Annotated in this window: 25 protein-coding genes and 1 riboswitch; all 25 genes read left to right on the forward strand. The window is 67.7% G+C overall.

Annotated elements, in window-relative coordinates:
* Positions 1-630 precede the first annotated feature (630 nt).
* The 25 genes from flhD (at position 631) to metF (ending at position 26367) form a co-directional block, all read left to right on the forward strand.
* Complete coding sequence (flhD, locus tag ACN22W_RS01185) at positions 631-951, forward strand: flagellar transcriptional regulator FlhD (RefSeq protein ID WP_039346834.1); 321 nt, start codon at positions 631-633, stop codon at positions 949-951.
* A 92-nt stretch (positions 952-1043) separates the two neighbouring features.
* Positions 1044-1595, forward strand: coding sequence for a flagellar transcriptional regulator FlhC (gene flhC / locus ACN22W_RS01190; RefSeq protein ID WP_419685840.1), 552 nt, complete (start codon positions 1044-1046; stop codon positions 1593-1595).
* A gap of 168 nt (positions 1596-1763) precedes the next feature.
* On the forward strand, positions 1764-2624 hold the full coding sequence (gene motA, locus ACN22W_RS01195) for a flagellar motor stator protein MotA (RefSeq protein WP_069255464.1): 861 nt from the start codon (positions 1764-1766) through the stop codon (positions 2622-2624).
* Positions 2625-2637: 13 nt separating this feature from the next.
* Positions 2638-3657 carry a flagellar motor protein MotB gene (gene motB, locus ACN22W_RS01200; RefSeq protein WP_048248116.1) on the forward strand — a complete coding sequence of 340 codons (1020 nt, stop codon included), beginning with the start codon at positions 2638-2640 and terminating at the stop codon, positions 3655-3657.
* Positions 3658-3681: 24 nt separating this feature from the next.
* Positions 3682-4059 carry a response regulator gene (locus ACN22W_RS01205; RefSeq protein WP_114175555.1) on the forward strand — a complete coding sequence of 126 codons (378 nt, stop codon included), beginning with the start codon at positions 3682-3684 and terminating at the stop codon, positions 4057-4059.
* Positions 4060-4092: 33 nt separating this feature from the next.
* Complete coding sequence (gene cheA, locus ACN22W_RS01210) at positions 4093-6354, forward strand: chemotaxis protein CheA (protein WP_419685842.1); 2262 nt, start codon at positions 4093-4095, stop codon at positions 6352-6354.
* Between the two features lie 48 nt (positions 6355-6402).
* Positions 6403-6918 (forward strand): chemotaxis protein CheW, encoded by a 516-nt coding sequence (gene cheW / locus ACN22W_RS01215; protein WP_129513448.1) that lies wholly within the window; start codon positions 6403-6405, stop codon positions 6916-6918.
* Positions 6919-6955: 37 nt separating this feature from the next.
* A complete protein-coding gene (locus ACN22W_RS01220; RefSeq protein ID WP_419685843.1) occupies positions 6956-8920 on the forward strand; it encodes a methyl-accepting chemotaxis protein in 1965 nt (654 codons plus the stop codon).
* Positions 8921-8923: 3 nt separating this feature from the next.
* The gene (locus ACN22W_RS01225; RefSeq protein ID WP_193097440.1) at positions 8924-9910 is read left to right on the forward strand and encodes a CheR family methyltransferase; all 987 of its coding nucleotides are present in this window, start codon (positions 8924-8926) and stop codon (positions 9908-9910) included.
* Positions 9907-10686, forward strand: coding sequence for a chemoreceptor glutamine deamidase CheD (gene cheD / locus ACN22W_RS01230; protein WP_048248121.1), 780 nt, complete (start codon positions 9907-9909; stop codon positions 10684-10686). Before ACN22W_RS01225 ends, cheD begins: the two co-directional genes overlap by 4 nt.
* Complete coding sequence (locus ACN22W_RS01235; RefSeq protein WP_129513451.1) at positions 10683-11774, forward strand: protein-glutamate methylesterase/protein-glutamine glutaminase; 1092 nt, start codon at positions 10683-10685, stop codon at positions 11772-11774. The genes cheD and ACN22W_RS01235 overlap by 4 nt, the downstream gene beginning before the upstream one ends.
* A gap of 67 nt (positions 11775-11841) precedes the next feature.
* Positions 11842-12237, forward strand: coding sequence for a chemotaxis response regulator CheY (cheY, locus tag ACN22W_RS01240; protein WP_128843665.1), 396 nt, complete (start codon positions 11842-11844; stop codon positions 12235-12237).
* A gap of 1 nt (position 12238) precedes the next feature.
* Positions 12239-12970, forward strand: coding sequence for a protein phosphatase CheZ (gene cheZ / locus ACN22W_RS01245; RefSeq protein ID WP_048248123.1), 732 nt, complete (start codon positions 12239-12241; stop codon positions 12968-12970).
* Positions 12971-13235: 265 nt separating this feature from the next.
* Positions 13236-13739 carry a DUF2844 domain-containing protein gene (locus ACN22W_RS01250; RefSeq protein WP_129513452.1) on the forward strand — a complete coding sequence of 168 codons (504 nt, stop codon included), beginning with the start codon at positions 13236-13238 and terminating at the stop codon, positions 13737-13739.
* A 16-nt stretch (positions 13740-13755) separates the two neighbouring features.
* Entirely contained in the window at positions 13756-14994 is a 1239-nt protein-coding gene (locus ACN22W_RS01255) for a DUF3443 family protein (protein ID WP_419685845.1), read from the forward strand.
* A 161-nt stretch (positions 14995-15155) separates the two neighbouring features.
* A complete protein-coding gene (locus tag ACN22W_RS01260; protein WP_419685847.1) occupies positions 15156-15653 on the forward strand; it encodes a VOC family protein in 498 nt (165 codons plus the stop codon).
* Positions 15654-16043: 390 nt separating this feature from the next.
* Complete coding sequence (locus ACN22W_RS01265; protein ID WP_129513455.1) at positions 16044-16424, forward strand: DUF805 domain-containing protein; 381 nt, start codon at positions 16044-16046, stop codon at positions 16422-16424.
* 323 nt (positions 16425-16747) lie between these two features.
* Positions 16748-17956, forward strand: coding sequence for a flagellar biosynthesis protein FlhB (flhB, locus tag ACN22W_RS01270; protein ID WP_419685848.1), 1209 nt, complete (start codon positions 16748-16750; stop codon positions 17954-17956).
* Positions 17953-20052: a flagellar biosynthesis protein FlhA gene (gene flhA / locus ACN22W_RS01275; RefSeq protein WP_129513457.1), complete on the forward strand. Its 2100-nt coding sequence runs from the start codon at positions 17953-17955 to the stop codon at positions 20050-20052. Before flhB ends, flhA begins: the two co-directional genes overlap by 4 nt.
* Complete coding sequence (gene flhF, locus ACN22W_RS01280) at positions 20049-21830, forward strand: flagellar biosynthesis protein FlhF (RefSeq protein ID WP_419685850.1); 1782 nt, start codon at positions 20049-20051, stop codon at positions 21828-21830. The genes flhA and flhF overlap by 4 nt, the downstream gene beginning before the upstream one ends.
* Positions 21823-22641 (forward strand): MinD/ParA family protein, encoded by an 819-nt coding sequence (locus tag ACN22W_RS01285; protein WP_193097446.1) that lies wholly within the window; start codon positions 21823-21825, stop codon positions 22639-22641. The genes flhF and ACN22W_RS01285 overlap by 8 nt, the downstream gene beginning before the upstream one ends.
* Positions 22642-22663: 22 nt before the next feature.
* Complete coding sequence (locus tag ACN22W_RS01290; protein ID WP_006484033.1) at positions 22664-23398, forward strand: RNA polymerase sigma factor FliA; 735 nt, start codon at positions 22664-22666, stop codon at positions 23396-23398.
* An 85-nt stretch (positions 23399-23483) separates the two neighbouring features.
* Positions 23484-23611: riboswitch (S-adenosyl-L-homocysteine riboswitch) on the forward strand.
* A gap of 32 nt (positions 23612-23643) precedes the next feature.
* Positions 23644-25062, forward strand: a complete 1419-nt coding sequence (gene ahcY / locus ACN22W_RS01295; RefSeq protein WP_048248131.1) for an adenosylhomocysteinase — start codon at positions 23644-23646, stop codon at positions 25060-25062.
* Between the two features lie 101 nt (positions 25063-25163).
* Positions 25164-25517, forward strand: coding sequence for a phage holin family protein (locus ACN22W_RS01300; protein WP_011882923.1), 354 nt, complete (start codon positions 25164-25166; stop codon positions 25515-25517).
* Between the two features lie 19 nt (positions 25518-25536).
* Positions 25537-26367 carry a methylenetetrahydrofolate reductase [NAD(P)H] gene (gene metF, locus ACN22W_RS01305; RefSeq protein WP_048248132.1) on the forward strand — a complete coding sequence of 277 codons (831 nt, stop codon included), beginning with the start codon at positions 25537-25539 and terminating at the stop codon, positions 26365-26367.
* Positions 26368-26425 lie beyond the last annotated feature (58 nt).

Here is a 26425-nt window from a genome sequence, read left to right on the forward strand (position 1 = left end):
GGCGCCGATACGGATCCCCTACAAGGTTGCGGAACTCGCCGACGCACGCTGTTGGCGGTACGTGGCCGGGCCCTGGGCGGGGTGCGCGGGGCGCCGGACGGCAAGCTGCGGGGCGGGCCGGCACGGCTCGCGCCGCCGCCCATTGGAGGTCATTATCGATATCGCACTGTAGGGTTCGAGTGATTTTTCAAACACTTAAGGCTTGTTACACGATGAAATACACGAAAACCCCGAGAAAAAGGGCGCGGGAACGTGAATCGATATAGACGCATCTATTGTTGCGCCAGCGTGAAAAAGCTCTATAATTTTCACCGATCCGATTGTCGGCGGCCTCGCCGGCAAGCCTTCCGCCATTGCGCGGGGCCATCGGGCACATCACGGCGGAACCCGCGCCACCCTTCGTTTTCCCGTTTGTTCCTTTCAATTCGCCTTGTCGGAAAAATTCCTACACGGTTTACAGACAAATCCTGCATGGCATACGCCACTTCGCTGATACCGGCATAAATGCCGTTTGGCCAAAATTCGCCCTGTAAGACTATAAACGAGCCGACCGAGCGCCAAGAGCGCTCCGAGCGAGCAAACGTTTTCATAACATGAATGGCCAAAGCAAAGCTCTTTAACGGGGGAATCATGAGCGCTACCAGCGAAATGCTCAGTGAGATCAAAGAGGTCAACCTGTCGTACCTCCTCCTCGCGCAACGCCTGCTGCGGGAAGACAAGGCGATGGGCATGTTCCGCATGGGAATTTCCCAGGAACTGGCCGACCTGCTCGCGAACCTCACGCTCGCACAGACCGTGAAGCTCGCCGCGTCCAACCAGATGCTGTGCCGTTTCCGCTTCGACGATCACGCGCTGCTGTCCTCGCTCGCCGACAAAGGCCGCAGCGATGTCGTCGCGCACGCCCACTCGGCCATCCTGATGGCCGGACAGCAGGTCGAAGGCGTCCGCTGATCCATCCCGCCTTGCGTATGTCCCGGCGTGCCGCGCCGGTGGGCAGCGTATTGGCCATCCATCCGAACAACGTCAAGCGGACGGTTTTCACCATGGCAAGCAAAAGCGTCGTGATCGAGGTGAAGGAAATCACCCTCGCCATCGAACTGATCGAACTGGGCGCCCGGCTGCAATTGCTGGAGGCGGAGACGAGCCTGTCGCGGGACCGTCTGATCAAGCTGTACAAGGAACTGAAGGGCGTGTCGCCGCCGAAGGGGATGCTGCCGTTCTCGACCGACTGGTTCATGACGTGGCAGCCGAACATCCACTCGTCGCTGTTCTACAACATCTACCGGTTCATGCAGGACCACGGCCGCTGCGAGCCGATCCAGTCGATCGTGAAGGCGTACCGGCTCTATCAGGAGCACGTGAACCTGTCCGGCGACGAGGCCGCGCTGAGCCTCACGCGCGCGTGGACGCTCGTGCGCTTCTTCGATTCGGGGATGCTGCAGATGACCCCGTGCACGCGTTGCGGCGGCCACTTCGTCGCGCATGCGCATGATCCGCATCAAGGTTTCGTCTGCGGCCTGTGCCAGCCGCCGTCGCGTGCGGGCAAGACCCGCAAGGCCGCCGCCGCCGCCGAACTGGCCGCCGCCGCGGCCTGAGCGCCGCAGGGCGGGGCGCGAGCGGCGCCCGCGGGCCGCGCGAATCGTCTGCGAATTGCTGGTAAACACCGTCGGGCCGCCATCGAGCGGCCGCGAAAGTTTTCCTGCCGACTGCCGTAAACCTGATTAACGGCGGTCTCCCCGCCGGTCTTTCGTGAGGGACAGGCAGTGCTGATTATCGTGGGAACACTCGTGACGCTGTTGTCCGTCTTCGGCGGTTATGCGCTGGCAGGCGGGCATCTGGGCGCCTTGATCCAGCCCGTCGAGATCCTGATGATCGCGGGCGCCGGCGTCGGCGCATTCATCCTCGGCAACGGCGGCAAGACCATCAAGGCGACGCTGCGCGTGCTGCCGACGCTCTTCAAGGGCTCGAAATACACGAAGGACGTCTATATGGAGCTGATGGCGCTCCTGTACGTGCTGCTCGCGAAGGCGCGCAAGGAAGGCACGCTGACGCTCGAGGCCGACATCGACGATCCGGAAAAGAGCCCGATCTTCACGCAATACCCGAAGATCCTCGCCGATCGCCACATCGTCGAATTCCTGACCGACTACCTGCGCCTGATGGTGGGCGGCAACATGAACGCGTTCGAGATCGAGAGCCTGATGGACGAGGAGATCGAGACGCACCACGCGGAAGGCGAAGGCCCCGCGCACGCGCTGATGCGCGTCGGCGACGCGATGCCGGCGTTCGGTATCGTCGCGGCCGTGATGGGCGTCGTGCACACGATGGCGTCCGCCGACAAGCCGCCCGCGGTGCTCGGCGCGATGATCGCGCAGGCGCTGGTCGGCACGTTCCTCGGGATCCTGCTGTCGTACGGGCTGATCGGGCCGCTCGCGAGCCTCGCGGAGCAGCGCGTCGCCGAGTCGACCAAGATGTTCCAGTGCATCAAGGTGACGATCCTCGCGACGCTGAACGGCTATGCGCCGGCGATCGCCGTCGAGTTCGGCCGCAAGGTGCTGTTCTCGACCGAGCGGCCGTCGTTTTCCGAGCTCGAAGAGCACGTGCGCCGCGTGAAGGCGAAGTGACGCGGAGCGCACGATGAGCAAGAGCAAGGATCGCGCGATCGTCGTCAAGCGGGTGGCCCCGGCGAAGAAGGGCCACCACGGCGGCGCATGGAAGCTCGCGTACGCGGACTTCATGACCGCGATGATGGCGTTCTTCCTGCTGATGTGGCTGCTGAGCTCGGTCACGCCGGTGCAGCTGAAGGGGATCGCCGAATACTTCAACACGCCGCTGAAGGCCGCGCTGCTCGGCAGCGGCGACCGCAACTCGCAGGACTCCAGCATCATCAACGCCGGCGGCCGCGACCTGTCGAGCGTCGACGCCGGCACGCTGCGCCGCACCGACGGCACGACGTCGCTCGCCGAGCGGGTCGCGAAGCCGGTCGACGAGCAGGCGCAAGCGCAGGCGCAGGGCGCGATCGAGCGGCGCGAGCAGGCACGCCTGCACGACCTGCAGATCAAGCTGATGGCCGCGATCGAGGCCAATCCGACGCTGCGCCAGTTCAAGCAGCAGATCCGCATCGACTCGACGCTGATGGGGCTGCGCATCGAGATCGTCGATACGCAGAAGCGGCCGATGTTCGCGATGTCGAGCGACCACGTCGAGCCGTACATGCGCGACATCCTGCGCGAGATCGGCAAGACGCTGAACGACGTGCCGAACCGGATCATCGTCCAGGGCCACACCGACGCCGTGCCGTACGCGGGCGGCGAGGGCGGCTACAGCAACTGGGAGCTGTCGGCCGACCGTGCGAACGCGTCGCGCCGCGAATTGATCTCCGGCGGCATGGACGAGGCGAAAGTGCTGCGCGTGCTCGGGCTCGCGTCGACGCAGAACCTGAACAAGGCCGACCCGCTCGATCCGGAAAACCGCCGGATCAGCGTGATCGTGCTGAACCGCAAATCCGAAGAAGCGCTGATGCGCGACGACGCGACGACCACGACGCTGTCGGCCGACGCGGCGGGCTCGAAGCTGCTCGCGCAGCAGCTCGGCGGCCCGTCGCCGGCCGCGCGTCCGGTGGTCGCGAGCGCCGCCGTCGCGGCGCCGAAACCCTGACGTATCCAAGATTCCGAGACAGACATGATCCGAACCATTCTCGCCATCGACGACTCCGCGACCATGCGTGCGCTGCTGCAGGCAACGCTTGCGCAGGCCGGCTACGACGTGACGGTGGCGCCGGACGGCGAAGCCGGCTTCGACATGGCCGCGACCGCGCCGTACGACCTGGTGCTGACCGACCAGAACATGCCGCGCAAGAGCGGGCTCGAGGTGATCGCCGCGCTGCGCAAGCTGACCGCGTATGCGGACACGCCGATCCTTGTACTGACAACGGAGGGCAGCGATGCCTTCAAGGACGCCGCACGCGACGCGGGTGCGACCGGCTGGATCGAGAAGCCGATCGACCCGGCCGTGCTGGTCGACCTGGTCGCGACGCTGTCCGAGCCGGCCGCCTCCTGACATGAACGCGACGAATCCAACCGGTGACCGGGCATGACTCTCGACATCACGCAGTTCTACCAGACCTTTTTCGACGAAGCGGACGAGTTGCTCGCGCAGATGGAGCAATTGCTGCTGAACCTCGACGTCGGCTCGCCCGACCCCGAGGATCTCGCCGCGATTTTCCGTGCCGCGCATTCGATCAAGGGCGGCGCGGCGACGTTCGGCTTTTCCGCGCTGACCGATACGACGCACATCCTCGAATCGCTGCTCGACCGCGCGCGCAACCATGAGCTGACGCTGACCAAGGAAATGGTCGACGCGTTCCTCGAGACCAAGGACGTGTTGTCCGACCAGCTCGTCGACTACCGCGCGAGCGCCGAGCCGGATGCGGCCGCCGCCGCGACGATCTGCGCGAAGCTCGAACGGCTGAAGGCCGAGAGCGGCGCGGGGGCGCCGGCGGCCGTGGCGGCCGCGCCTGCCGAGCCCGTCGCGCCTGCTGTCGTGGCTGCTGCACCGGCCGCACCAGCTGTGGAGCCCGCCGCCAGCGGCGATCGCGCGCCCGACCATGTGATCGAGCAGGCGGTCGCGGCCGCGCATCCGGCGGCCGAAGCCGGCGAAAGCGGCCCGCACCTGAAGATCACGCTGCTGGGCGTCGACGCGAAGGACCAGGCGCTGCTCAGCGAGGAACTCGGCAACCTCGGCCGGATCGTCGGCCGCGAGGAAGCGGGCGCCGACCTGACGCTGTGGCTCGAATCGGACGTGCCGTCGGACGACATCGTCGCGGTGTGCTGCTTCGTGATCGACGAAAGCCAGATCCGCGTCGCGCGCGGCACCGCGCCTGCCGCGCCGGCGGCACCGGCCGCCGCGCAGGACGTCGCGGCATCGGCTGCCGAACCGGCTGTCGAACCGGCCGCCGCCGCGCAACCCGCCGCGCGGGTCGAGGTGTTCGCGCCGCAGGCTGCCGCACCGGCGCCCGCCACCGCGGAGCCGGCCGCCGCCGCACAACCGCAGCAACAACCCCAGCAGCCGCCGGCCGAACACGCGGCGCAGGCCGCCGCGCACCACGACGACAAGCGCGCGCGCCCGGCCGCCGCGGCCGCATCGGGCGCCGAAGGCAGCTCGATCCGCGTCGGCGTCGAGAAGGTCGACCAGCTGATCAACCTCGTCGGCGAGCTCGTGATCACGCAGGCGATGCTCGCGGAGACGGCGACCGCGTTCGACCCGGCACTGCACGACCGCCTGTTCAACGGGATGGCGCAGCTCGAGCGCAATGCGCGCGACCTGCAGGAAGCCGTGATGTCGATCCGCATGATGCCGATGGACTACGTGTTCAGCCGCTTCCCGCGGCTCGTGCGCGACCTCGCCGGCAAGCTCGGCAAGCAGGTCGAACTCGTCACGTTCGGCCAGGCGACCGAGCTCGACAAGAGCCTGATCGAACGGATCATCGATCCGCTCACGCACCTGGTGCGCAACAGCCTCGACCACGGGATCGAAACCGTCGACAAGCGCGTCGCCGCCGGCAAGGACGCGGTCGGCCAGCTCGTGCTGTCGGCCGCGCATCACGGCGGCAACATCGTGATCGAGGTGAGCGACGACGGCGCGGGCCTGAACCGCGAACGGATCCTCGCGAAGGCCGCGAAGCAGGGCATGCAGGTGTCCGACAACATCAGCGACGAAGAGGTGTGGAACCTGATCTTCGCGCCGGGCTTCTCGACCGCCGAGACCGTGACCGACGTGTCGGGCCGCGGTGTCGGGATGGACGTCGTGAAGCGCAACATCCAGTCGATGGGCGGCCACGTCGAGATCACGTCGCTGGCCGGCCGCGGCACGACCACGCGGATCGTGCTGCCGCTCACGCTGGCGATCCTCGACGGGATGTCGGTGAAGGTCGGCAACGAGATCTTCATCCTGCCGCTGAACTTCGTGATGGAGTCGCTGCAGCCGTCGAACGACGACATCTACACGGTCGGCAACGGCGAGCGCGTGGTGCGCGTGCGCGGCGAATACCTGCCGCTCGTCGCGCTGCACGAAGTGTTCTCGGTCGAGGACGCGCGCACCGACCCGACGCAGGGGATCGTCACGATCATGGAAACCGAGGGGCGTCGCTTCGCGATGCTGATCGACGAGCTGGTCGGCCAGCAGCAGGTCGTCGTGAAGAACCTCGAAACGAATTACCGCAAGGTGCATGGCATCTCGGCGGCGACCATCCTCGGCGACGGCAGTGTCGCGCTGATCGTCGACGTCGCGGCGCTGAACCGCGAAACCCGTGCGATGCACGGCGCCCGTGCGGGCGCCGAGCTCGCGATGTTCTGACTCTCGCCATTCAACCGATTGGGGGCAAACGTGCCTGCTGAAGTCCAAATGATCAATCCGGCCGCGGCGAACGCGGCAAACAGCCGCCGTGACGCGGAACAAGGCGATGCGACGGGCCAGGAATTCCTCGTGTTCACGCTCGGTGACGAGGAATACGGGATCGACATCCTGAAGGTGCAGGAAATCCGCGGCTACGACAGCGTCACGCGCATCGCGAACGCGCCGGAGTTCATCAAGGGCGTGATCAACCTGCGCGGGATCATCGTGCCGATCGTCGACATGCGGATCAAGTTCCATCTCGGCCGCGTCGAGTACGACCACCAGACCGTCGTGATCATCCTGAACGTCGCGCATCGCGTGGTCGGGATGGTGGTCGACGGCGTGTCGGACGTGCTGACGCTGCAGACCGACCAGATCATGCCGGCGCCGGAATTCGGCGCGACGCTGACGACCGAGTACCTGACGGGCCTCGGCACGGTCGACGGCCGGATGCTGATCCTGATGGACATCGAGAAGCTGATGTCGAGCCGTGAAATGGCGCTGATCGAGACGCTCGGCGGGTAAGCGCGCCGCGCGCGCAGGAATTTCGGGAGAATCTGCAATGTTGCATAACTGGTCGATCCGCACGACGCTGACGGCGGTCGGACTCATCCTCGTGTGCCTGGCCGCCGCGGTCGGCGGGCTCGGCCTCTACGCGCTCAATCACGCGAGCCGCTCGCTCGACGAGATCGCGCACGTCGACCTGCCGGCGATCCATGCGCTCGACGACACGTCGTCGTACCTGCTGCGCGCACGCGTGTCGCTCGATCGCTTCCGGTCGCTGACGGAAGCCGGCAACACGGCCGACGCGGCCAAGGTACTCGACCGCGCGCAGGAGCTGTACGCGAAGTCGAACCAGAACTGGCAGGCGTTCCAGTCGACGCCGAAGCTCGGGGTCGAGCAGGCGCTCGTCGACGAGTTGTCCGCACGTTACGCGACGATCGTGAAGGAAGGCGTCGAGCCCGAGTTCGCGGCCGCGCGCGCGGGCGACATGGCCGCGTACCACGCGGTCGCCGACACGAAGATCAGCCCGATGTTCGTCGCTTACGACCTGGCCGCGTCGGCCGTGGTCGCGTCGCTGCAGAAGCGCGCGGAAGACCGCCAGGCCGCGACGCAGTCGCAGATCTCGCTGATGGTCGCGTTGATCGCGGCCGGCATCGCGATCGCGTTCGTCGTCGTGATCTTGATCCGCTTCGCGCTGCGCGGGCTGATCGTGAAGCCGCTCGAGGATGCGATCGCGCACTTCGAGCGCATCGCCGGCGGCGACCTCACGCAACCGGTGAACGTGTTCAGCACGAACGAGATCGGCCGCCTGTTCGGCGGCATCAAGCGGATGCAGGACGCCGTCACGACGATGGTGCAGGCCGTGCATCGCGGCACCGAATCGATCGACGTCGGCGCACGCGAGATCGCGACCGGCAACGTCGACCTGTCGCAGCGCACCGAGGAGCAGGCCGCGTCGCTGCAGGAAACCGCGTCGAGCATGGAGCAGCTGACGGGCACCGTGCGGCAGAACGCGGAGAACGCGCGGCAGGCGAGCCAGCTCGCGGTGAACGCGTCGGACATCGCGACGCAGGGCGGCGACGTGGTCGGCCAGGTCGTGTCGACGATGCAGGACATCGCGGCGAGCTCGGGCAAGGTCGTCGACATCATCGGCACGATCGAGGGCATCGCATTCCAGACCAACATCCTCGCGCTGAACGCGGCGGTCGAAGCCGCGCGCGCGGGCGAGCAGGGCCGCGGCTTCGCGGTGGTCGCGGGCGAGGTGCGCTCGCTTGCACAGCGCAGCGCGAGCGCCGCGAAGGAAATCAAGCAGCTGATCGGCGATTCGTCCGAGAAGGTCGAAAGCGGGTCGGCGCTCGTCGCGCGCGCGGGCTCGACGATGGACGAGATCGTGCAGGCCGTGCGCCGCGTGACCGACATCATGGGCGAGATCAGCGCCGCGTCGGACGAGCAGTCGACCGGCATCGAGCAGGTCAACCGCGCGGTCGGCCAGATGGATTCGGTCACGCAGCAGAACGCGGCGCTCGTCGAGCAGGCAGCGGCCGCGGCTGCGTCGCTCGAGGAGCAGACGCGCCAGATGAAGGCGATCGTGTCGGACTGGCGCGTGGCGGGCGGCATCGTGCTCGCGCCGTCGCGCAGCGCCGTGCGGCCGATCGCGCATGAACCGGCAGCCGTGCCGGCGTTGCCGTCGGAGCCGCGTTACGACGCCGCGCCGGTCGCCGCGCTGCCGGCACCGCAGGCTGCCGCGTCATCCGCACGGCGCGCCGCGCCGGCGTCGCATGCCGCCGCACCGGCCGCCAGCCGCGAACCGAAGCGCGCGGCGGAACCCGCGCCGCGCACGCCGAAAGACGCACCGGCCGGCCGTGGCACCGCCGCGGGCGGCTACGGCCCGCGTCTCGCGAAGACGGCCGCACCGGCGGACAAGCCGGCCGCGAAGCCCGCGCTCGTGCGCCCGGCGCTGAACGGCGAGAAGCCGGCAGCGGCCGCGGCCGGCACGTCCGACGACGACTGGGAGACCTTCTAAACCATGCCGCACGCGCGCGCGCCATTTCGACCCGATGCACCGGATGCCGCGCCCCGAGCGGGCGAGCCGGGGCGCGACTTTGCGTTCACGGGCGCGGATTTCGCACGCATCCGCGCGCTGATCCACCAACGCGCGGGAATCTCGCTGTCCGAGCACAAGCGCGACATGGCGTACAGCCGTCTCGCGCGGCGGTTGCGTGCGCGCGGCCTCGACACGTTCCGCGACTACCTCGACCTGCTCGAGCAGGAAGACGATCCGCTCGAGTGGGAAGCGTTCACCAATGCGCTGACCACGAACCTGACCGCGTTCTTCCGCGAGTCGCACCATTTCCCGATCCTGGCGGATTTCGTGAAGGGGCGGCCGGCACCCGTGTCGGTCTGGTGCTCGGCGGCGTCGACCGGCGAGGAGCCTTATTCGATCGCGATCACGCTGATCGAGGCGCTCGGCGAATCGGCGGCGCGCGGCGCGTCGATCCTCGCGACCGATCTCGACACGCAGGTGCTCGCGAAGGCGGAAGCCGGCATCTATACGTACGACCAGGTCAAGCACCTGACGCCGGAGCGGCTGAAGCGCTTCTTCCTGAAGGGCACGGGCCCGCAGGCCGGCCGCGTGAAGGTGCGCCCGGAGCTGCGCGCGATGATCCGCTTCGAGCAACTGAACCTGACCGATGCGGACTACGGGATCGCGAAGCCGTTCGACGCGATCTTCTGCCGCAACGTGATGATCTACTTCGACAAGCCGACGCAGGGGCAGGTGCTGTCGCGCTTCGAGCCGCTGGTGAAGCCGGGCGGGCTGCTGTTCGCCGGCCATTCGGAAAACTTCACGTACGTCACGCAGGGGTTCCGGCTGCGCGGGCAGACGGTGTACGAACTGACACGCGACGCCGCGCAGGGTGCGCGGCCGCGTGCTGCGCAGGCGCCCGCGGCGGCGGCCATGCCGTCGCGCGCTCCGGCGCGGGCCGCCGCGCCCGCTTATGGAGATCGCGGATGAGTGCCCTGCCGATCGCGACGAATCGCTACTTCGACAACCATTTCGGCTGTCCCGGCGTGAAGCTGTTGCCGAACGAGTTCTACACGACGTCCGAGGACATGGTGCTGATGACCGTGCTCGGCTCGTGCGTCGCCGCGTGCATTCACGATCCGTACGCCGGCATCGGCGGGATGAACCACTTCATGCTGCCCGACGACGGCGCCGATGCGGGCGCGACCGCGTCCGAATCGATGCGTTACGGCGCGTATGCGATGGAAGTGCTGATCAACGAGCTGATCAAGGCCGGCGGGCGCCGCGAGCGCCTCGAGGCGAAGGTGTTCGGCGGCGCGGCCGTGCTGGCCGGGATGACGACCATCAACATCGGCGATCGCAACGCGGATTTCGTGCGCCGCTACCTGGCGCTCGAGCGCATCCGCATCACGGCGGAAGACCTGCAGGACGTCCATCCGCGCAAGGTCGCGTTCATGCCGCGCACGGGGCGCGCGATGGTGAAGAAGCTGCGGCTGCAGGTGCCGGGCGTGACCGAGCGCGAAGCCGCGCTGGCGCGCGAGGCCGACCGCTTGCGCGCCGCACGGCCGCGCGCGCATGTCGAGCTGTTCCAGGCGAAGCGGCCGGCCGCGCCGCAGCCGGCACGCCCGCGCATCGAGCTGTTCGGCGCGCGCGGTGCGGCGCCGGGCGGCAGCGCGAGTGCCGGCGGCGTGCGGGCGGCGAACCCGGGGAGCCCGGGCGCCGGAGGCCCGTATGCGGCGAATCTATCAAGAAAGCAGGAGGCATGACCGCAGTGCAGAAGATCAAAGTATTGTGCGTCGACGATTCGGCGCTGATCCGCAGCCTGATGACCGAGATCATCAACAGCCAGCCCGACATGACGGTGTGCGCGACCGCGCCCGATCCGCTCGTCGCGCGCGAGCTCATCAAGCAGCACAACCCCGACGTGCTCACGCTGGACGTCGAAATGCCGCGCATGGACGGGCTCGACTTCCTCGAGAAGCTGATGCGCCTGCGGCCGATGCCGGTCGTGATGGTGTCGTCGCTGACCGAGCGCGGTTCGGAAATCACGCTGCGCGCGCTCGAACTCGGCGCGGTGGATTTCGTCACGAAACCGCGCGTCGGGATTCGCGACGGGATGCTCGACTACGCGGAGAAGCTCGCCGACAAGATCCGCGCGGCGTCGCGCGCGCGCGTGCGCCAGGCGCCGCAGCCGCAAGCGGTTGCGCGCGCGGCGGACAGCCCCGCGGCCGCGCCGATGGTCAACAACCCGCTCGTCAGTACCGAGAAGCTGATCATCATCGGCGCGTCGACGGGCGGCACCGAGGCGATCCGCGAAGTGCTGACGCCGCTGCCGCCGGATGCGCCGGCCGTGCTGATCGCGCAGCACATGCCGCCCGGCTTCACGAAATCGTTCGCGCAGCGCCTGAACGGCCTGTGCCGGATCGCGGTGAAGGAAGCCGAGCACGGCGAGCGCGTGCTGCCGGGTCATGCGTATATCGCACCGGGCCATGCGCACCTGTTGCTCGCGAGAAGCGGTGCGAACTATATTGCGCAACTGTCGGACGAGCCGCCGGTGAACCGTCACCGCCCGTCGGTCGACGTGCTGTTCCGCTCGGCGGCGACGCACGCGGGCAAGAACGCGATTGGTGTCATTCTTACCGGGATGGGCCGCGACGGCGCGGCTGGCCTGCTGGAAATGAAACGCGCGGGCGCTCACACGTTCGCGCAGGATGAAGCAAGCTGCATCGTGTTCGGGATGCCGCGCGAGGCGATCGCGCTCGGCGGCGCGGACGAGATCGCGCCGCTCGCCGAGATGAGCCGCCGCGTGATGGCGCGACTGGCGACGATGGGCGACCGCGTGCAGCGCGTTTGAATGGAATGTCACGGGGCGCGTGCCACGATACGCGTCCCGACGGAAACGAATCTGGAAAGGAACGACGATGGACAAGAGCATGAAAATCCTGGTGGTGGACGATTTCCCGACGATGCGCCGGATCGTCCGCAACCTGCTCAAGGAACTGGGCTACTCGAACGTCGACGAGGCCGAGGACGGCCTGGCCGGCCTCGCGCGGTTGCGCGGCGGCGGCTACGAATTCGTGATCTCGGACTGGAACATGCCGAACCTCGACGGCCTCGCGATGCTGAAGGAAATTCGCGCGGACGCGACGCTCACGCACCTGCCGGTGCTGATGGTCACGGCCGAGTCGAAGAAGGAGAACATCATCGCGGCCGCGCAGGCGGGCGCGAGCGGCTACGTCGTGAAACCGTTCACGGCCGCGACGCTCGACGAGAAGCTGAACAAGATTATCGACAAGATGGCGAAGACCGGGAGCTGACGTGAACGAGCCGATCCATGCGGCGCTCGCCGGCGCGGGGTTCAACGCCGACAGCCACCCAGAAGGCGCCGATTTCGCGAGCGACCGCATCCTCGCGCGCATCGGCCAGGTCACGCGCGCGCTGCGCGATTCGATGCGCGAGCTCGGGCTCGACAAGCATGTCGAGCGTGCGGCGGAAGCCGTGCCCGATGCACGCGACCGGCTGCGCTACGTCGCGACGATGACCGAGCAGGCGGCCGTGCGCGTGCTGAATGCGATCGAGATCGCGAAGCCGATGCAGGAGCGCGTGCAGAACGAGGCCGAGGCGCTCGACGCGCGCTGGGCGCAGTGGTACGCGGCGCCGATCGAGCACGCGGAAGTGCGCGAGCTGATGGACGATACGCGCACGTTCCTGCGCACGCTGCCCGAGTCGACGTCGGCGACCAGCGCGCAGCTGCTCGAGATCATGCTCGCGCAGGATTTCCAGGATCTGACCGGGCAGGTGATCAAGAAGATCATGGACATGGTCTACCTGATCGAGCAACAGCTCCTCACCGTGCTCGTCGAGAACATCGCGCCCGAGCGGCGCGAGCAGTTCGCGGCCACCGCGGCCGCGCTCGCGGCCGAGCAGATGAGCGCGACCGGCAGCCCCGAGTCGCTGCTGAACGGCCCGCAGATCGCGCCGGAAGGCAAATCCGACGTGGTCCAGGACCAGGGGCAGGTCGACGACCTGCTCGCGAGCCTGGGCTTCTGACCCTGCCGCATCGCATTGCATCGGCGCGCCCCGTTTCGCGGGGCCGCCCGATGCACGCGTCACCCCGTTTCCACAACGTTTACCCGTGCTTGCCGCACCCATGCGGCCCGGTGCAGCATGGGTCGAATTGACACGTCGACACATGCTGCAGGCATACTACGCGTCAGCAGCAACGGAGCGTCATTCATACGATTTCATATGTTGGCAGGCGACGCGGGCACGATGGCTGCGCCGCCGGCAACGAAGCCAGTCCCTGGGAGGGAACTTGAAGCTGAAACGCTTGGGCTGGGCCGTCGCGCACGCGGCGGCTGCAACGGGTGTGCTGTGGTCCGTCCACGCACACGCTGAACTGGGCGGCGCGCCGATGTCGCCGCCGGCGGACGATCAGGCTGCAAGCGCGCGCACGATGCAGCGTGCGATGCGTTCGGCCGACGGCATGCAGGCGAGCACGGCCGCTTATACCGTCCGCGAGATCACGCTCGGATCGGGCACGGTCATCCACGAATACACCTCTGCCGCCGGCAGCGTGTTCGGCCTCGCATGGCGCGGGCCGACGATGCCGGACCTCGCATCGCTGCTCGGCAGCTATTTCCCGCAGTACACCGCCGGTGTCCAGGCCGCGCACGCGGCGCGCGGCTGGCGCGCGCCCGTGGCCGTCGAGACGAGCGGCCTCGTGATCCGGACCGGCGGCCACATGGGCGCCTTCTCGGGCCAGGCGTGGCTGCCGGCGGCGCTGCCTGCCGGCCTCGCCGGCACCGACATCCAGTGACAGCGGGAGAGTGATCTTGAGAATTCCTCGTACATTCAAGCGCTGGCTCGGCGTGCTGGGTCTCGCGGCCGCGACGGCCGTGCTCGTGACGGCATGCGGCGGCGGCGACGGCGGCGGCAGCAGCTCCGGCAGCAACGGCAACGGTAACGGCAACGGTTCGGGCGGATCGGACGGCAACAGCGGGAACACGGCCGTCATCACGGTCGGCACCGGCGTCGCGAACGTGATCAACATCCCGACCGTCAGCGTGAAGGTCTGCGCGCCGGGCACGTCGAACTGCCAGGTGGTCACCAACGTGCTCGTCGATACCGCGTCCTACGGGCTGCGGCTCGTCGGCAGCGCGGTGTCGGGTGTGCTCAACAACCTGCCGCAGGTGACGAGCGGCGGTTCGCCGGTCGCCGAGTGCGGCAAGTTCGTGTCGAGCTACACGTGGGGTTCGGTGCGCACGGTCGACCTGTCGATCGGCACCGAGCAGGCGGCCTCGCTGCCCGTGCAGATCATCGGCGACCTCGGCACCACGAACGTGGCGAGTTCGTGCACGAACGGCGGCACGTCGGCCAACTCGGCGAGCGCGCTCGGCGCGAACGGGATCCTCGGCATCGGGCCGGCGCCGAACGACTGCGGCACGCTTTGCGCGACGTCGACGTCGACCAGCAACAACTACTACGCGTGCCCGAACGGCAGCAACGCGAACTGCGCGATCGCGCTCGTGCCGGTGGCGCAGCAGGTGGCCAATCCGGTGCATCGTTTCGCCGACAGCAACGGCGTGAGCGTGCAGATGCCGAGCGTCTCGAGCAACGGGCAGGCGAGCGCGACCGGGACGCTGACGTTCGGCCTGCCGGATCTGACCGGAAAGACCGTGATGACGTCGACCACGACGGGCGACGTCAGCGCGTCGTTCCTCGGGCGCAGCGTGACCGCGTTCTTCGATACCGGTTCGAACGCGTATTTCTTCAACGATTCGTCGCAGACGGTCTGCACGAGGAATACGCAGTTCTACTGCCCGGCGTCCACGGCCGCCTACGGGGCGACACTGACCGGCCAGAACGGCGTGTCGGGCAACGTGTCGATGTCCGTCGCGAACGCGGATTCGCTGTTCGCGAACCCGTCGACGTTCGCGTTCAACAACATCGCGGGTCCGTTCGGCTCGTCCGCCTGGCTCGACATCGGCATGCCGCAGTTCTACGGCAGGACGATCTACTTCGGGATGGACAAGACCGCAAGCGGCGGCGCGGCGCCTTTCGTCGCGTTCTGACGCGGCACGGCCGCACGCAGGAACAAGGGGGCGAGCGATCGCCCCCTTTTTTATTCCCGGGCCGCGCGCGGACTACGGGCCGGATCGCCGCCGCGCGCGGGCGCAGCGCCTAAGATGTAAGACCGGCACAGGGGCCGGCACGACATCGAGGAGACAGCGACATGAGCCCGCGCATACAACGCATCACGCCGTTCCTGTGGTTCGACCACGACGCCGAGGCGGCAGCCGGTTTCTACGTGTCGGTATTCGACCATGCGCGGATCGTGCATGTGGCGCGCTACGGCAAGGCCGGCGCACATGCATCCCGGCAGGCGGAGGGGGCGGTGATGACCGTCGCGTTCGAGCTCGACGGGCAGGCGTTCGTCGCGCTGAACGGCGGTCCGGCATTCCAGATCACGCCGGCTGTGTCGTTCGTCGTCAACTGCCGCGACCAGGACGAGATCGACCGCTATTGGGCGCACCTGTCCGAAGGCGGCGACGAGCGCGCGCAGCAGTGCGGCTGGCTGCGCGACCGCTTTGGCGTGTCGTGGCAGGTCGTGCCCGTGCAGATATCCGAGCTGATGACGGGCGATCCGGCGCGCGCCGAGCGCGTGATGGCGCAGGTGATGACGATGAAGAAGCTCGATCTCGCCGCACTGCAGCGCGCAGCGGCCGGCTAGGCCGGCGCGCATGGTGCGATTCGATCGGGATCGGGAATGGCGAAGCGTAGCGCGACTGGCGCATTGACGTATTGCCGGTCGGCCGGTTAATCGAATGCCCCACTCGCGCACCGATTATCGATCGCATCCGGTTTCATTCGGTTGTAATCAAACGCTGGATTATCGAGGCTGCAGTTTCTGTCAGGTATTGAAGATTATTTAAATGACGCGACATGCAAGCCTGCGGCGCCGCAATACGCTATGGCAGCCGTTCCCGCGCCGTATCGGCGTGCGGCGCGACGGGGTGTACGCCCTGACCAACATGTGAAAAGAGATGGAGCCTGCTGAAATTCAAACATATAATTCCGGCGTTGTTTCCGGGGTGCCAATATAAAACAGGAGGGTAATAAGATGAATTTTTCTGAAGCCGTTCGTTCCGTACTCAATCAATACGCGAAATTCGAAGGCCGTGCGCGTCGTGCTGAATACTGGTATTTCGCGCTGCTGAGCGGCATTCTGTCGGTCGTCGGCCAGGTGATCGGCGCGGTGGGCCGCGATGCAGGCCTGATCACGCTGCTGCTGCTCGGCGTGATCTTCCTGGTTTCGCTGGCCCTGATCATTCCGGGCATCGCGGTCAGCGTCCGCCGCCTGCACGACACGGGCCGCTCGGGCTGGTTCCTGCTGCTCGGGTTCATTCCGATCGTCGGCGGGATCCTGCTGCTCGTGTGGATGTGCTCGCGCGGCACCGAAGGCCCGAACCGCTTCGGCTCGGATCCGATCCCGGCGGTCTGACCGGCGCCTGCCCCGACGCGCGACGTTGCCGCGTCGGGGGCCTGATTTTCCTGCTTTTCCCGCCTCGTTTTTTCACCGTTTCGCCGCTTCCCTGCGTCACCGTCCCGTCCGGGACCGACGCTTCGCCATGCCGCTGACCGGCAGGTTTTCCCGCCCCGTCGCGCGCCGCTTCGCCCCCGATCCAGCCCCGTTCGCACCGGCTCGCCCGATTCCCCGAAATACCCCCCTTTCCCGGCTTTGCTCGACCGATCGGCGTTTGACGCCTCCATGAATAATCGGTGTCACTGGAAAGCGGCATTCCGCCGTACCCGACTGGAGGCCCCGTGGCAGACGAGAGCGATCTCGACAAGACCGAAGCCGCCACTCCCAGACGCCGCGAGAAGGCGCGCGAGGAGGGGCAGGTCGCGCGTTCGCGCGAACTGGCTTCGTTCGCGCTGCTCGCGGCCGGGTTCTACGGCGCATGGCTGCTCGCGGGTCCGTCGGGTGCGCATCTGCAGGCGATGCTGCGCGGTGCTTTCACGTTCGATCGCGCGACCGCGTTCGACACGAACCGGATGCTGTCGGCGGCCGGCAGCGCGAGCCTCGAAGGCTTTGCCGCGCTGCTGCCGATCCTCGTGCTCAGCGGTCTCGCCGCGTTGCTCGCGCCGATGGCGCTCGGCGGCTGGCTGATCTCGCAAAAGACGTTCGAGCTGAAGTTCGACCGCCTCAACCCGATCTCGGGCCTCGGCCGGATCTTCTCGATCCAGGGGCCGATCCAGCTCGGGATGTCGCTCGTGAAGACGCTCGTCGTCGGCGGAATCGGCGGCGTCGCGATCTGGCGCAGCAAGGACGAACTGCTCGGCCTCGCGATGCAGCCGCTCGGCGTGGCGCTCCCCGATGCGCTGCACCTGGTCGCCGTGTGTTGCGGCACGACGGTCGCCGGGATGCTGGTGGTCGCCGCGCTCGATGTGCCTTACCAAATCTGGCAGTACAACAAGAAGTTGCGCATGACGAAGGAAGAAGTGAAGCGCGAGCATCGCGAGAACGAAGGCGATCCGCACGTGAAGGGGCGGATCCGCCAGCAGCAGCGCGCGATCGCGCGCCGCCGGATGATGGCGGCCGTGCCGAAGGCCGACGTGGTCGTCACGAACCCGACGCACTTCGCCGTCGCGCTGCAATACACGGACGGCGAGATGCGCGCGCCGAAGGTCGTCGCGAAGGGCGTGAACCTCGTCGCCGCGCGCATCCGCGAACTCGCGGCCGAACACAACGTGCCGCTGCTCGAAGCGCCGCCGCTCGCGCGTGCGCTGTATCACAACGTCGAACTCGAGCGCGAGATTCCCGGCTCGCTGTACTCGGCCGTCGCCGAAGTGCTCGCGTGGGTCTACCAGCTCAAGCGCTTCCGCTCGGAAGGCGGCGCGTTCCCCGCGGTGCCGGTCGATCTCGACGTGCCGGCCGAGCTCGACAAGGGCACGTCGGTGCCCGCCGACGATGAACGCGAAGAGGCCGAGGACACGCTCGGCAAGCAAGGCAAGCAAGGAGCATCCGCATGAGCACCCCGACCGGCCTGCTCGGGAAACGCCCGAACCCGTTCGCGGGCACCAACCTGCGCGCGCTCGCGGGCCCGGTTCTGATCTGCATGATCCTGGGGATGATGATCCTGCCGCTGCCGCCGCTGCTGCTGGATCTGCTGTTCACGTTCAACATCGCGCTGTCGGTGATGGTGCTGCTCGTCAGCATGTACACGATGAAGCCGCTCGATTTCGCGGCGTTCCCGAGCGTGCTGCTGTTCTCGACGCTGCTGCGCCTGTCGCTGAACGTCGCGTCGACGCGGGTCGTGCTGCTCGAGGGCCACACGGGCCCCGACGCGGCCGGCCAGGTGATCGAGGCGTTCGGCCACTTCCTGGTCGGCGGCAACTTCGCGGTCGGCATCGTCGTGTTCGTGATCCTGATGATCATCAACTTCATGGTGATCACGAAGGGCGCCGGGCGGATCGCCGAAGTGTCCGCGCGCTTCACGCTCGACGCGATGCCCGGCAAGCAGATGGCGATCGACGCCGACCTGAACGCGGGCCTCATCAACGAGGAACAGGCGCGCAAGCGCCGACTGGCCGTGTCGCAGGAAGCCGAGTTCTACGGGTCGATGGACGGCGCGTCGAAGTTCGTGCGCGGCGATGCGATCGCCGGCCTGATCATCATGGCGATCAACGTGATCGGCGGGCTGATCGTCGGGATGGTCCAGCACGACATGAGCTTCGCGGCGGCCGGCACGAACTACACGCTGCTGACGATCGGCGACGGCCTCGTCGCGCAGATCCCGTCGCTCGTGATCTCGACCGCGGCCGGCGTGATCGTGTCGCGCGTCGCGACCGACGAGGACATCGGCACGCAGATCACCGGCCAGCTGTTCACGAACCCGCGCGTGCTGATGATCACCGGCGTGATCATCGTGCTGATGGGGCTGATTCCCGGGATGCCGCACTTCGCGTTCCTCGGGCTCGGCGGCGGCGCGATCTGGCTGTCCCGCTCGCTGACCAAGCGCGCGGCGGCCCGCAAGGCGGCCGGCGACGTGACCGACATCGCGCCGCCCGCCGTGCTGCCGTCCGACAGCCACGAGGCGACCTGGGACGACGTGCAGCTGATCGACCCGCTCGGCCTCGAGGTCGGCTACCGGCTGATCCCGCTCGTCGACAAGAACAGCGACGGCGAACTGCTCAAGCGCATCAAGAGCATCCGCAAGAAATTCGCGCAGGAAATCGGCTTCCTGCCGCCGGTGATCCATATCCGCGACAACCTCGAACTGCGGCCGAACGCATACCGGATCGCGCTGAAGGGCGTCGAGATCGGCATCGGCGAAGTGTTCCCGGGCCAGTGGCTCGCGATCAACCCCGGCCAGGTGACGGCCGCGCTGCCCGGTGCCGTCACGCAGGATCCCGCGTTCGGGCTGCCGGCCGTGTGGATCGACGTCGCGCTGCGTGAACAGGCGCAGGTGTACGGCTACACGGTGGTCGACGCGAGCACGGTCGTCGCGACGCACCTGAACCATCTCGTCGTCCAGCACGCGGCCGAGCTGCTCGGCCGCCAGGAAGTGCAGGCGCTGGTCGAGCGCACCGGCAAGGACGCGCCGTCGCTCGTCGAGGACCTCGTGCCGAAGACGATCTCGCTGACGACGCTGCAGAAGGTACTGCAGAACCTGCTCGAGGAAGGCGTGCCGATCCGCGACATGCGCACGATCCTCGAGGCCGTGTCCGAACATGCGGGCCGCGGCGACGCGTTCGAGATCACGGCCGCGGTGCGGCTCTCGCTCGGCCGCGCGATCACGCAGCAGTGGTATCCGGGCGCGGGCGAGATGCAGGTGATGGGCCTCGACTCGAATCTCGAACGCGTGCTGTCGCAGGCGCTCGCCACCGGCGCGAACCCGGGCCTCGAACCCGGCCTCGCACACAACCTTCTGACCGGCACGCAGCAAGCGATGCTGCGTCAACAGAATCTCGGGCTGCCGCCCGTGCTGCTCGTGCAGCACGCGCTGCGCGCGATGCTCGCGCGTTTCCTGCGCCGCAGCCTGCCGCAATTGAAAGTGCTGTCGTATGCCGAAGTGCCGGACACACGCACGATCAAAGTCGTTAACGTCATCGGGGGTTCCGCTTGAACATTCGCAAATTCACCGGCGCAACGAGCCGCGACGCACTTCGTCTCGTGCGCGAGGCGCTCGGCGCCGACGCGGTCGTGCTGTCGAACCGCACGCTCGATGACGGCAGCGTCGAAATCGTCGCACTCGCCGATTCGGACCTCGCCGCGGTGACGCCGCCGGCTGCCGCGCGGCCGCGAATCGCCGCGCCGCGACTGCCGGAATCCGTGCCGGCCGCCGCCGTGCAGGGCATCGTGTCGCGCCCGGGCGCCGCGCTCGCGCGCCCGGCCGTCAATCCGTACGCGGCAGGCGACGGCGGGCTGCCGGACGTGTTCTCGTCGGTGTTCGGCGCCAGCGCCGATGCGGAGGACGCGGCGGCGCAACCGTCGACGATCGATGCAGACATGCTGGCCGGCATTCCGGCGGCCGCGGTAGCGCCGTCGATTGCCGCACCGGCAGCCGGCACGCCCGCTGCCGGTACGCCCGCCGCAGGCGCTTCCGAACCCGCGCCGTGGCTCGTCGAGCACGCGAAACGCCTGACGCAGCAGCGCGACGCACTGATCGCGCGCACCCAGGCCACGCCGGCCGCGCCGCAGGCGAGCGCCCCGGCCGAGCAGCGCGCCGCGAACGCGACGTCGCCCGACTGGGCGCGCGACATCGTGCGCGACGCCGAACGCCGGATCCCGGCCGCCGCCCCCCGCGCGCCGGACCCGAGCGCCGCGCATGCCGCGAAGGCGGCCGAGCGCACGCGCCTGTCGGCCGACGCGGCCGCCGTGGTGGCCGATGCGGTGAAGTCGCGCATCGAGCGGATCGTCAACGACACGGTGATGCACGAGCTCGGCGAACTGCGCGGGATGATGGAAGAGCAGTTCGACAACCTGATGTGGCACGACCGCCAGCGTCGCAGCGCCGTGCATGGCGCACTGACCAAGCACCTGTTCGCGGCCGGTTTTTCCGCGCAGCTCGTGCGGATGCTCGTCGACAACCTGCCGTCCGGCGACGGCGCGCAGACCTTCGAACAAGCGGCCGAATGGGCGCAGTCGGTGCTCGCGGCGAACCTGCCGGTGCTCGACAGCGAGGACGCGCTGATGGAGCGCGGCGGCGTGTTCGCGCTGATGGGGCCGACGGGCGTCGGCAAGACGACCACCACCGCGAAGCTGGCCGCGCGCTGCGTGATGCGTTTCGGCGCGAGCAAGGTCGCGCTGCTGACCACCGACAGCTACCGGATCGGCGGCCACGAACAGCTGCGCATCTTCGGCAAGATCCTCGGCGTGCCCGTGCACGCGGTGAAGGATGCGGGCGATCTCGCGCTCGCGCTGTCCGAACTGCGCAACAAGCACATCGTGCTGATCGACACGATCGGCATGAGCCAGCGCGACCGCGCGGTGTCCGACCAGATCGCGATGCTGCACGGCGCGAACGCGCCGGTGCAGCGCCTGCTGCTGCTCAACGCGACGAGCCACGGCGACACGCTCAACGAAGTCGTGCAGGCGTACCGCAGCGCGGGCGAGCATCCGGACCTCGCCGGCTGCATCCTCACGAAGCTCGACGAGGCGACCCACCTCGGCGGTGTGCTCGACACGGTGATCCGCTACAAGCTGCCGGTCCACTACGTGTCGACCGGCCAGAAGGTGCCGGAGAACCTGTACGTCGCCTCGACCAAATTCCTGCTGAAGAGCGCGTTCTGTGTGCCGCGCGACGGCTCGCCCTTCGTGCCGCAAGACGAGGACATGCCGACGCTGCTTTCCGCACTGACCGCACGTTCCACCGCCGAGCTGCACGAGGTGCGATTTGGATAAACGGATCATCGATCAGGCCGAAGGGCTGCGGCGCCTGCTGGCCGGGCGCGCGTCGCGCATCGTCGCGGTGACGGGCGGGCCGGCGGGTGTCGGCTGCACGTCCACCATCGTGAATCTGGCGGCGGCGCTCGCATCGCTCGGCAAGGATGTGCTCGTCGTCGACGAGCGCGCCGACGTGCATTCGGCCAGCGCGACGCTGGCGGGCGCGTGGCTGCGCGACGGCGAGCGCACGCGGGTGGCCGCCGGGTTCGGCCTGTGCGCGGCCGCGCGGCTCGCGCGTGCCGGCTACAGCGACGCGCAACTGAGCGACTTCATCGACGGCCCGGCCGACATCGTCCTGGTCGACGCGCAGCTCGGCGCCGACGGCTCGTTCTCGGCGCTCGCGCGCGAAGCGCACGACGTGCTGGTCGTCACGCGGGTCGCCGCGCAGGCGATCACCGAGGCGTACGCGTGCATGAAGCGGCTGCATTTCGCGCACGCGTTCGCGCAGTTCCGTGTGCTGACCAATCACGTCGCCAGCCACGCCGATGCGAAGACGGCGTTCGACAACCTCGCGGGCGTCGCGAGCCGCTACCTGACCGTGTCGATCGCCGACGCGGGCTGCGTGGGCGCCGATCCGCTCGTCGAGCACGCGCGCGAACTGATGCATGCCGCGGTCGACGCGTTCCCGTCGTCGTCCGCCGCGCGCGATTACCGGCAGATTGCCGCCGACCTGCTGTACTGGCCGATGCGCCCGCGTTCGGGTGCGGGCCGTGCCGTCCGTACCGGCGGCAAGCCGTCGTACGAGGCGGGCGCGGCACACGCCGCGTGAGCACCACCGGAAGGAGAGAGCCATGATGTACAACGCTCAAGGAAAGATGTCCCAGGCGGACGTGCTCGCGCAATATGCGCCGCTCGTGCGGCGCCTCGGGCTGCAGCTCGTCGCGAAGATGCCGGCGAGCGTCGACCTCGACGACCTGATCCAGGCCGGCATGATCGGCCTGATGGACGCGGCCGGCCGCTACAAGGAAGACCAGGGCGCGCAGTTCGAGACCTACGCGACGCAGCGCATCCGCGGCGCGATGCTCGACGAGCTGCGCAGCAACGACTGGCTGCCGCGCAGCCTGCGCAAGACGTCGCGCGAGGTCGAGCACGCGGTGCACCAGGTCGAGCAGCATCTCGGCCGCTCGGCGAGCGAGACCGAGATCGCGCAGCACCTGAACATGCCGCTCGACGAATACCAGGGGATGCTGCAGGATCTGCACGGCAGCCAGCTCATCTACTACGAGGATTTCGACCGCGCGGCCGACGACGAGCCGTTCCTCGACCGCTATCGCGTCGATCACGCCGATCCGCTGTCGGCGCTGCTCGACGAGCACCTGCGCGAGGCGCTCGTCGAGGCGATCGAGCGTCTGCCGGAACGCGAGAAGCTGCTGATGTCGCTGTACTACGAACGGGGTCTGAATCTGCGCGAGATCGGCGCGGTGCTCGAAGTGAGCGAATCGCGCGTGTGCCAGCTGCACAGTCAGGCCGTCGCGCGCCTGCGTGCGCGGCTGCGCGAACAGGCGTGGGTCGGCGCGGAGTCCTGACCCTTTCTCGACGGCCACGCGCGCCGACCCCGCGCGCTTGAGCCGCTTGCGCATTTTGCGCGCCGATTTGCTACAATCCTTCCCGTTTTCCGAGGAGCGTTGCGACGGACCGTTCCAGGTCCGCCAGGCTCGGAAGGCTTCACCAAGCAGCCGTGCGGCGCGCGTTTCGCGACCGTCGCGCCGGCTCCGCTTCCTGAACGGCGCTCACGTCACCAATCTAGAAACTTTTTAGAAAGGAGGGCGTGATGAACGCCATTATCGATTCGCAAGCTTCCAAGGATTACGTCGTCGCCGACATGGCGCTGGCTGGCTGGGGCCGCAAGGAACTGAACATCGCCGAGACCGAAATGCCGGGCCTCGTGCAGATCCGCGACGAATACAAGGCACAGCAGCCGCTGAAGGGCGCGCGCATCGCCGGTTCGCTGCACATGACGATCCAGACCGGTGTGCTGATCGAGACGCTGAAGGCGCTCGGCGCGGACGTCCGCTGGGCGTCGTGCAACATCTTCTCGACGCAGGACCACGCCGCGGCCGCGATCGTCGAAGCCGGCACGCCGGTGTTCGCGTTCAAGGGCGAATCGCTCGACGAATACTGGGAGTTCTCGCACCGCATCTTCGAATGGCCGAACGGCGAATTCGCGAACATGATCCTGGACGACGGCGGCGACGCAACGCTGCTGCTGATCCTCGGTTCGAAAGCCGAGAAGGACCGTTCGGTGATTTCGAAGCCGACCAACGAGGAAGAAGTCGCGCTGTACAAGTCGATCGCTGCGCACCTCGACGTCGACGCGACCTGGTACTCGAAGCGCCTCGCGCACATCAAGGGCGTGACCGAAGAAACCACGACCGGCGTGCACCGCCTGTACCAGATGGAAAAGGACGGCCGCCTGCCGTTCCCGGCGTTCAACGTGAACGACTCGGTCACGAAGTCGAAGTTCGACAACCTGTACGGCTGCCGTGAGTCGCTCGTCGACGGCATCAAGCGCGCGACCGACGTGATGATCGCGGGCAAGGTCGCGGTCGTCGCGGGCTACGGCGACGTGGGCAAGGGTTGCGCGCAGTCGCTGCGCGGCCTCGGCGCGACCGTGTGGGTCACCGAAATCGATCCGATCTGCGCGCTGCAGGCGGCGATGGAGGGCTACCGCGTCGTGACGATGGAATACGCGGCCGACAAGGCCGACATCTTCGTGACGGCCACCGGCAACTTCCACGTGATCGGCCACGATCACATGAAGGCCATGCGCCACAACGCGATCGTCTGCAACATCGGTCACTTCGACTCGGAAATCGACGTCGCGTCGACCCGCCAGTACCAGTGGGAAAACATCAAGCCGCAGGTCGACCACATCATCTTCCCGGACGGCAAGCGCGTGATCCTGCTGGCGGAAGGCCGCCTCGTGAACCTCGGCTGCGCGACCGGCCACCCGTCGTTCGTGATGTCGAACTCGTTCGCGAACCAGACGCTCGCGCAGATCGAGCTGTTCGTGCGCGGCGCCGAGTACGAGAACAAGGTGTACGTGCTGCCGAAGCATCTCGATGAAAAGGTCGCGCGCCTGCACCTCGCGCGCATCGGCGCGAACCTGTCCGTGCTGTCGGACGAACAGGCTTCGTACATCGGCGTGCAGAAGGACGGCCCGTTCAAGCCGAACCACTACCGCTACTGATGCGCCGCCGCCGCCGTGCCGTGCGTGCCCCGCTGCGGGGCGCGCGGTGCGGCGGCGGCCGCTGACCGTACCGAAGATCGACCATCGAACCGGAGCACTTCATGAGCGTCATCCTCACCTGGGTCATCAACGCGCTCGCGCTGCTGATCATCACGTACCTCGTGCCGTCGATCCACATCAAGAGCTTCGGCACTGCGTTGATCGTCGCGGTCGTGCTCGGCCTGATCAACACGGTGATCCGTCCGGTGCTGATCCTGCTGACGCTGCCCGTCACGATCGTCACGCTCGGGGTGTTCATCCTCGTCGTGAACGCGCTGTGCTTCTGGTTCGCGTCGTCGCTGCTGAAGGGCTTCGAGGTGTCGGGATTCTGGTCCGCGTTCTTCGGTTCGATCCTGTACAGCATCGTGTCGTGGCTGCTGTCCGCCCTGATCTTCGGCCAGCGCGACATCGGCTGAGGGCTGAACCCATCGAATCATGAAACCGATCGAACTCTCGTTTGAATTCTTCCCGCCGAAGACGGCGGACGGCGTCGAAAAGCTGCGCGCAACCCGTGCGCAGCTGCTGCCGCTGAAGCCGAAATTCGTCTCCGTGACGTTCGGCGCCGGCGGCTCGACGCAGCAGGGCACGCTCGATACCGTGCTCGACATGCAGAAGGACGGCCTCGAGGCCGCGCCGCACCTGTCGTGCATCGGCTCGTCGCGCGACAGCCTGCGCGCGATCCTCGACCAGTACCGCTCGCACGGCATCCGGCATATCGTCGCGCTGCGCGGCGACCTGCCGTCGGGGATGGGCGAGGTCGGCGAGCTGCGCTATGCATCCGAGCTCGTCAGCTTCATCCGTGCCGAGCATGGCGACTGGTTCCACATCGAGGTCGCCGGTTATCCGGAGTACCACCCGCAATCGCGCTCGCCGAAGGCCGATCTCGAGAATTTCGCGCGCAAGGTGAAAGCCGGCGCGAATTCCGCGATTACGCAGTACTTCTTCAACGCCGACGCGTATTTCCGCTTCGTCGACGATGCGCGCAAGCTGGGCGTGGACGTGCCGATCGTGCCGGGCATCATGCCGATCACGAACTTCTCGCAGCTGATGCGTTTCTCCGAGATGTGCGGCGCCGAAGTGCCGCGCTGGGTCGCGCGCCGGCTCGAGAGCTTCGGCGACGATCGCGACGCGATTCGCGCGTTCGGCGCGGACGTCGTCACCGATCTGTGCCGGCGCCTGATCGACGCTGGCGTGCCGGGGCTGCACTTCTACACGCTGAACGCAGCGGCCGCGACGCGGACGATCTGCGAACGGCTCGACGTGTAAGCGCCGCCGCGCGTTTCGTATGTGCAAAAGCCCCGCCGGTTTCGCCGGCGGGGCTTTT

This window comes from Burkholderia theae (genome assembly GCF_048565265.1).
Classification (GTDB): Bacteria; Pseudomonadota; Gammaproteobacteria; order Burkholderiales; family Burkholderiaceae; genus Burkholderia; species Burkholderia theae.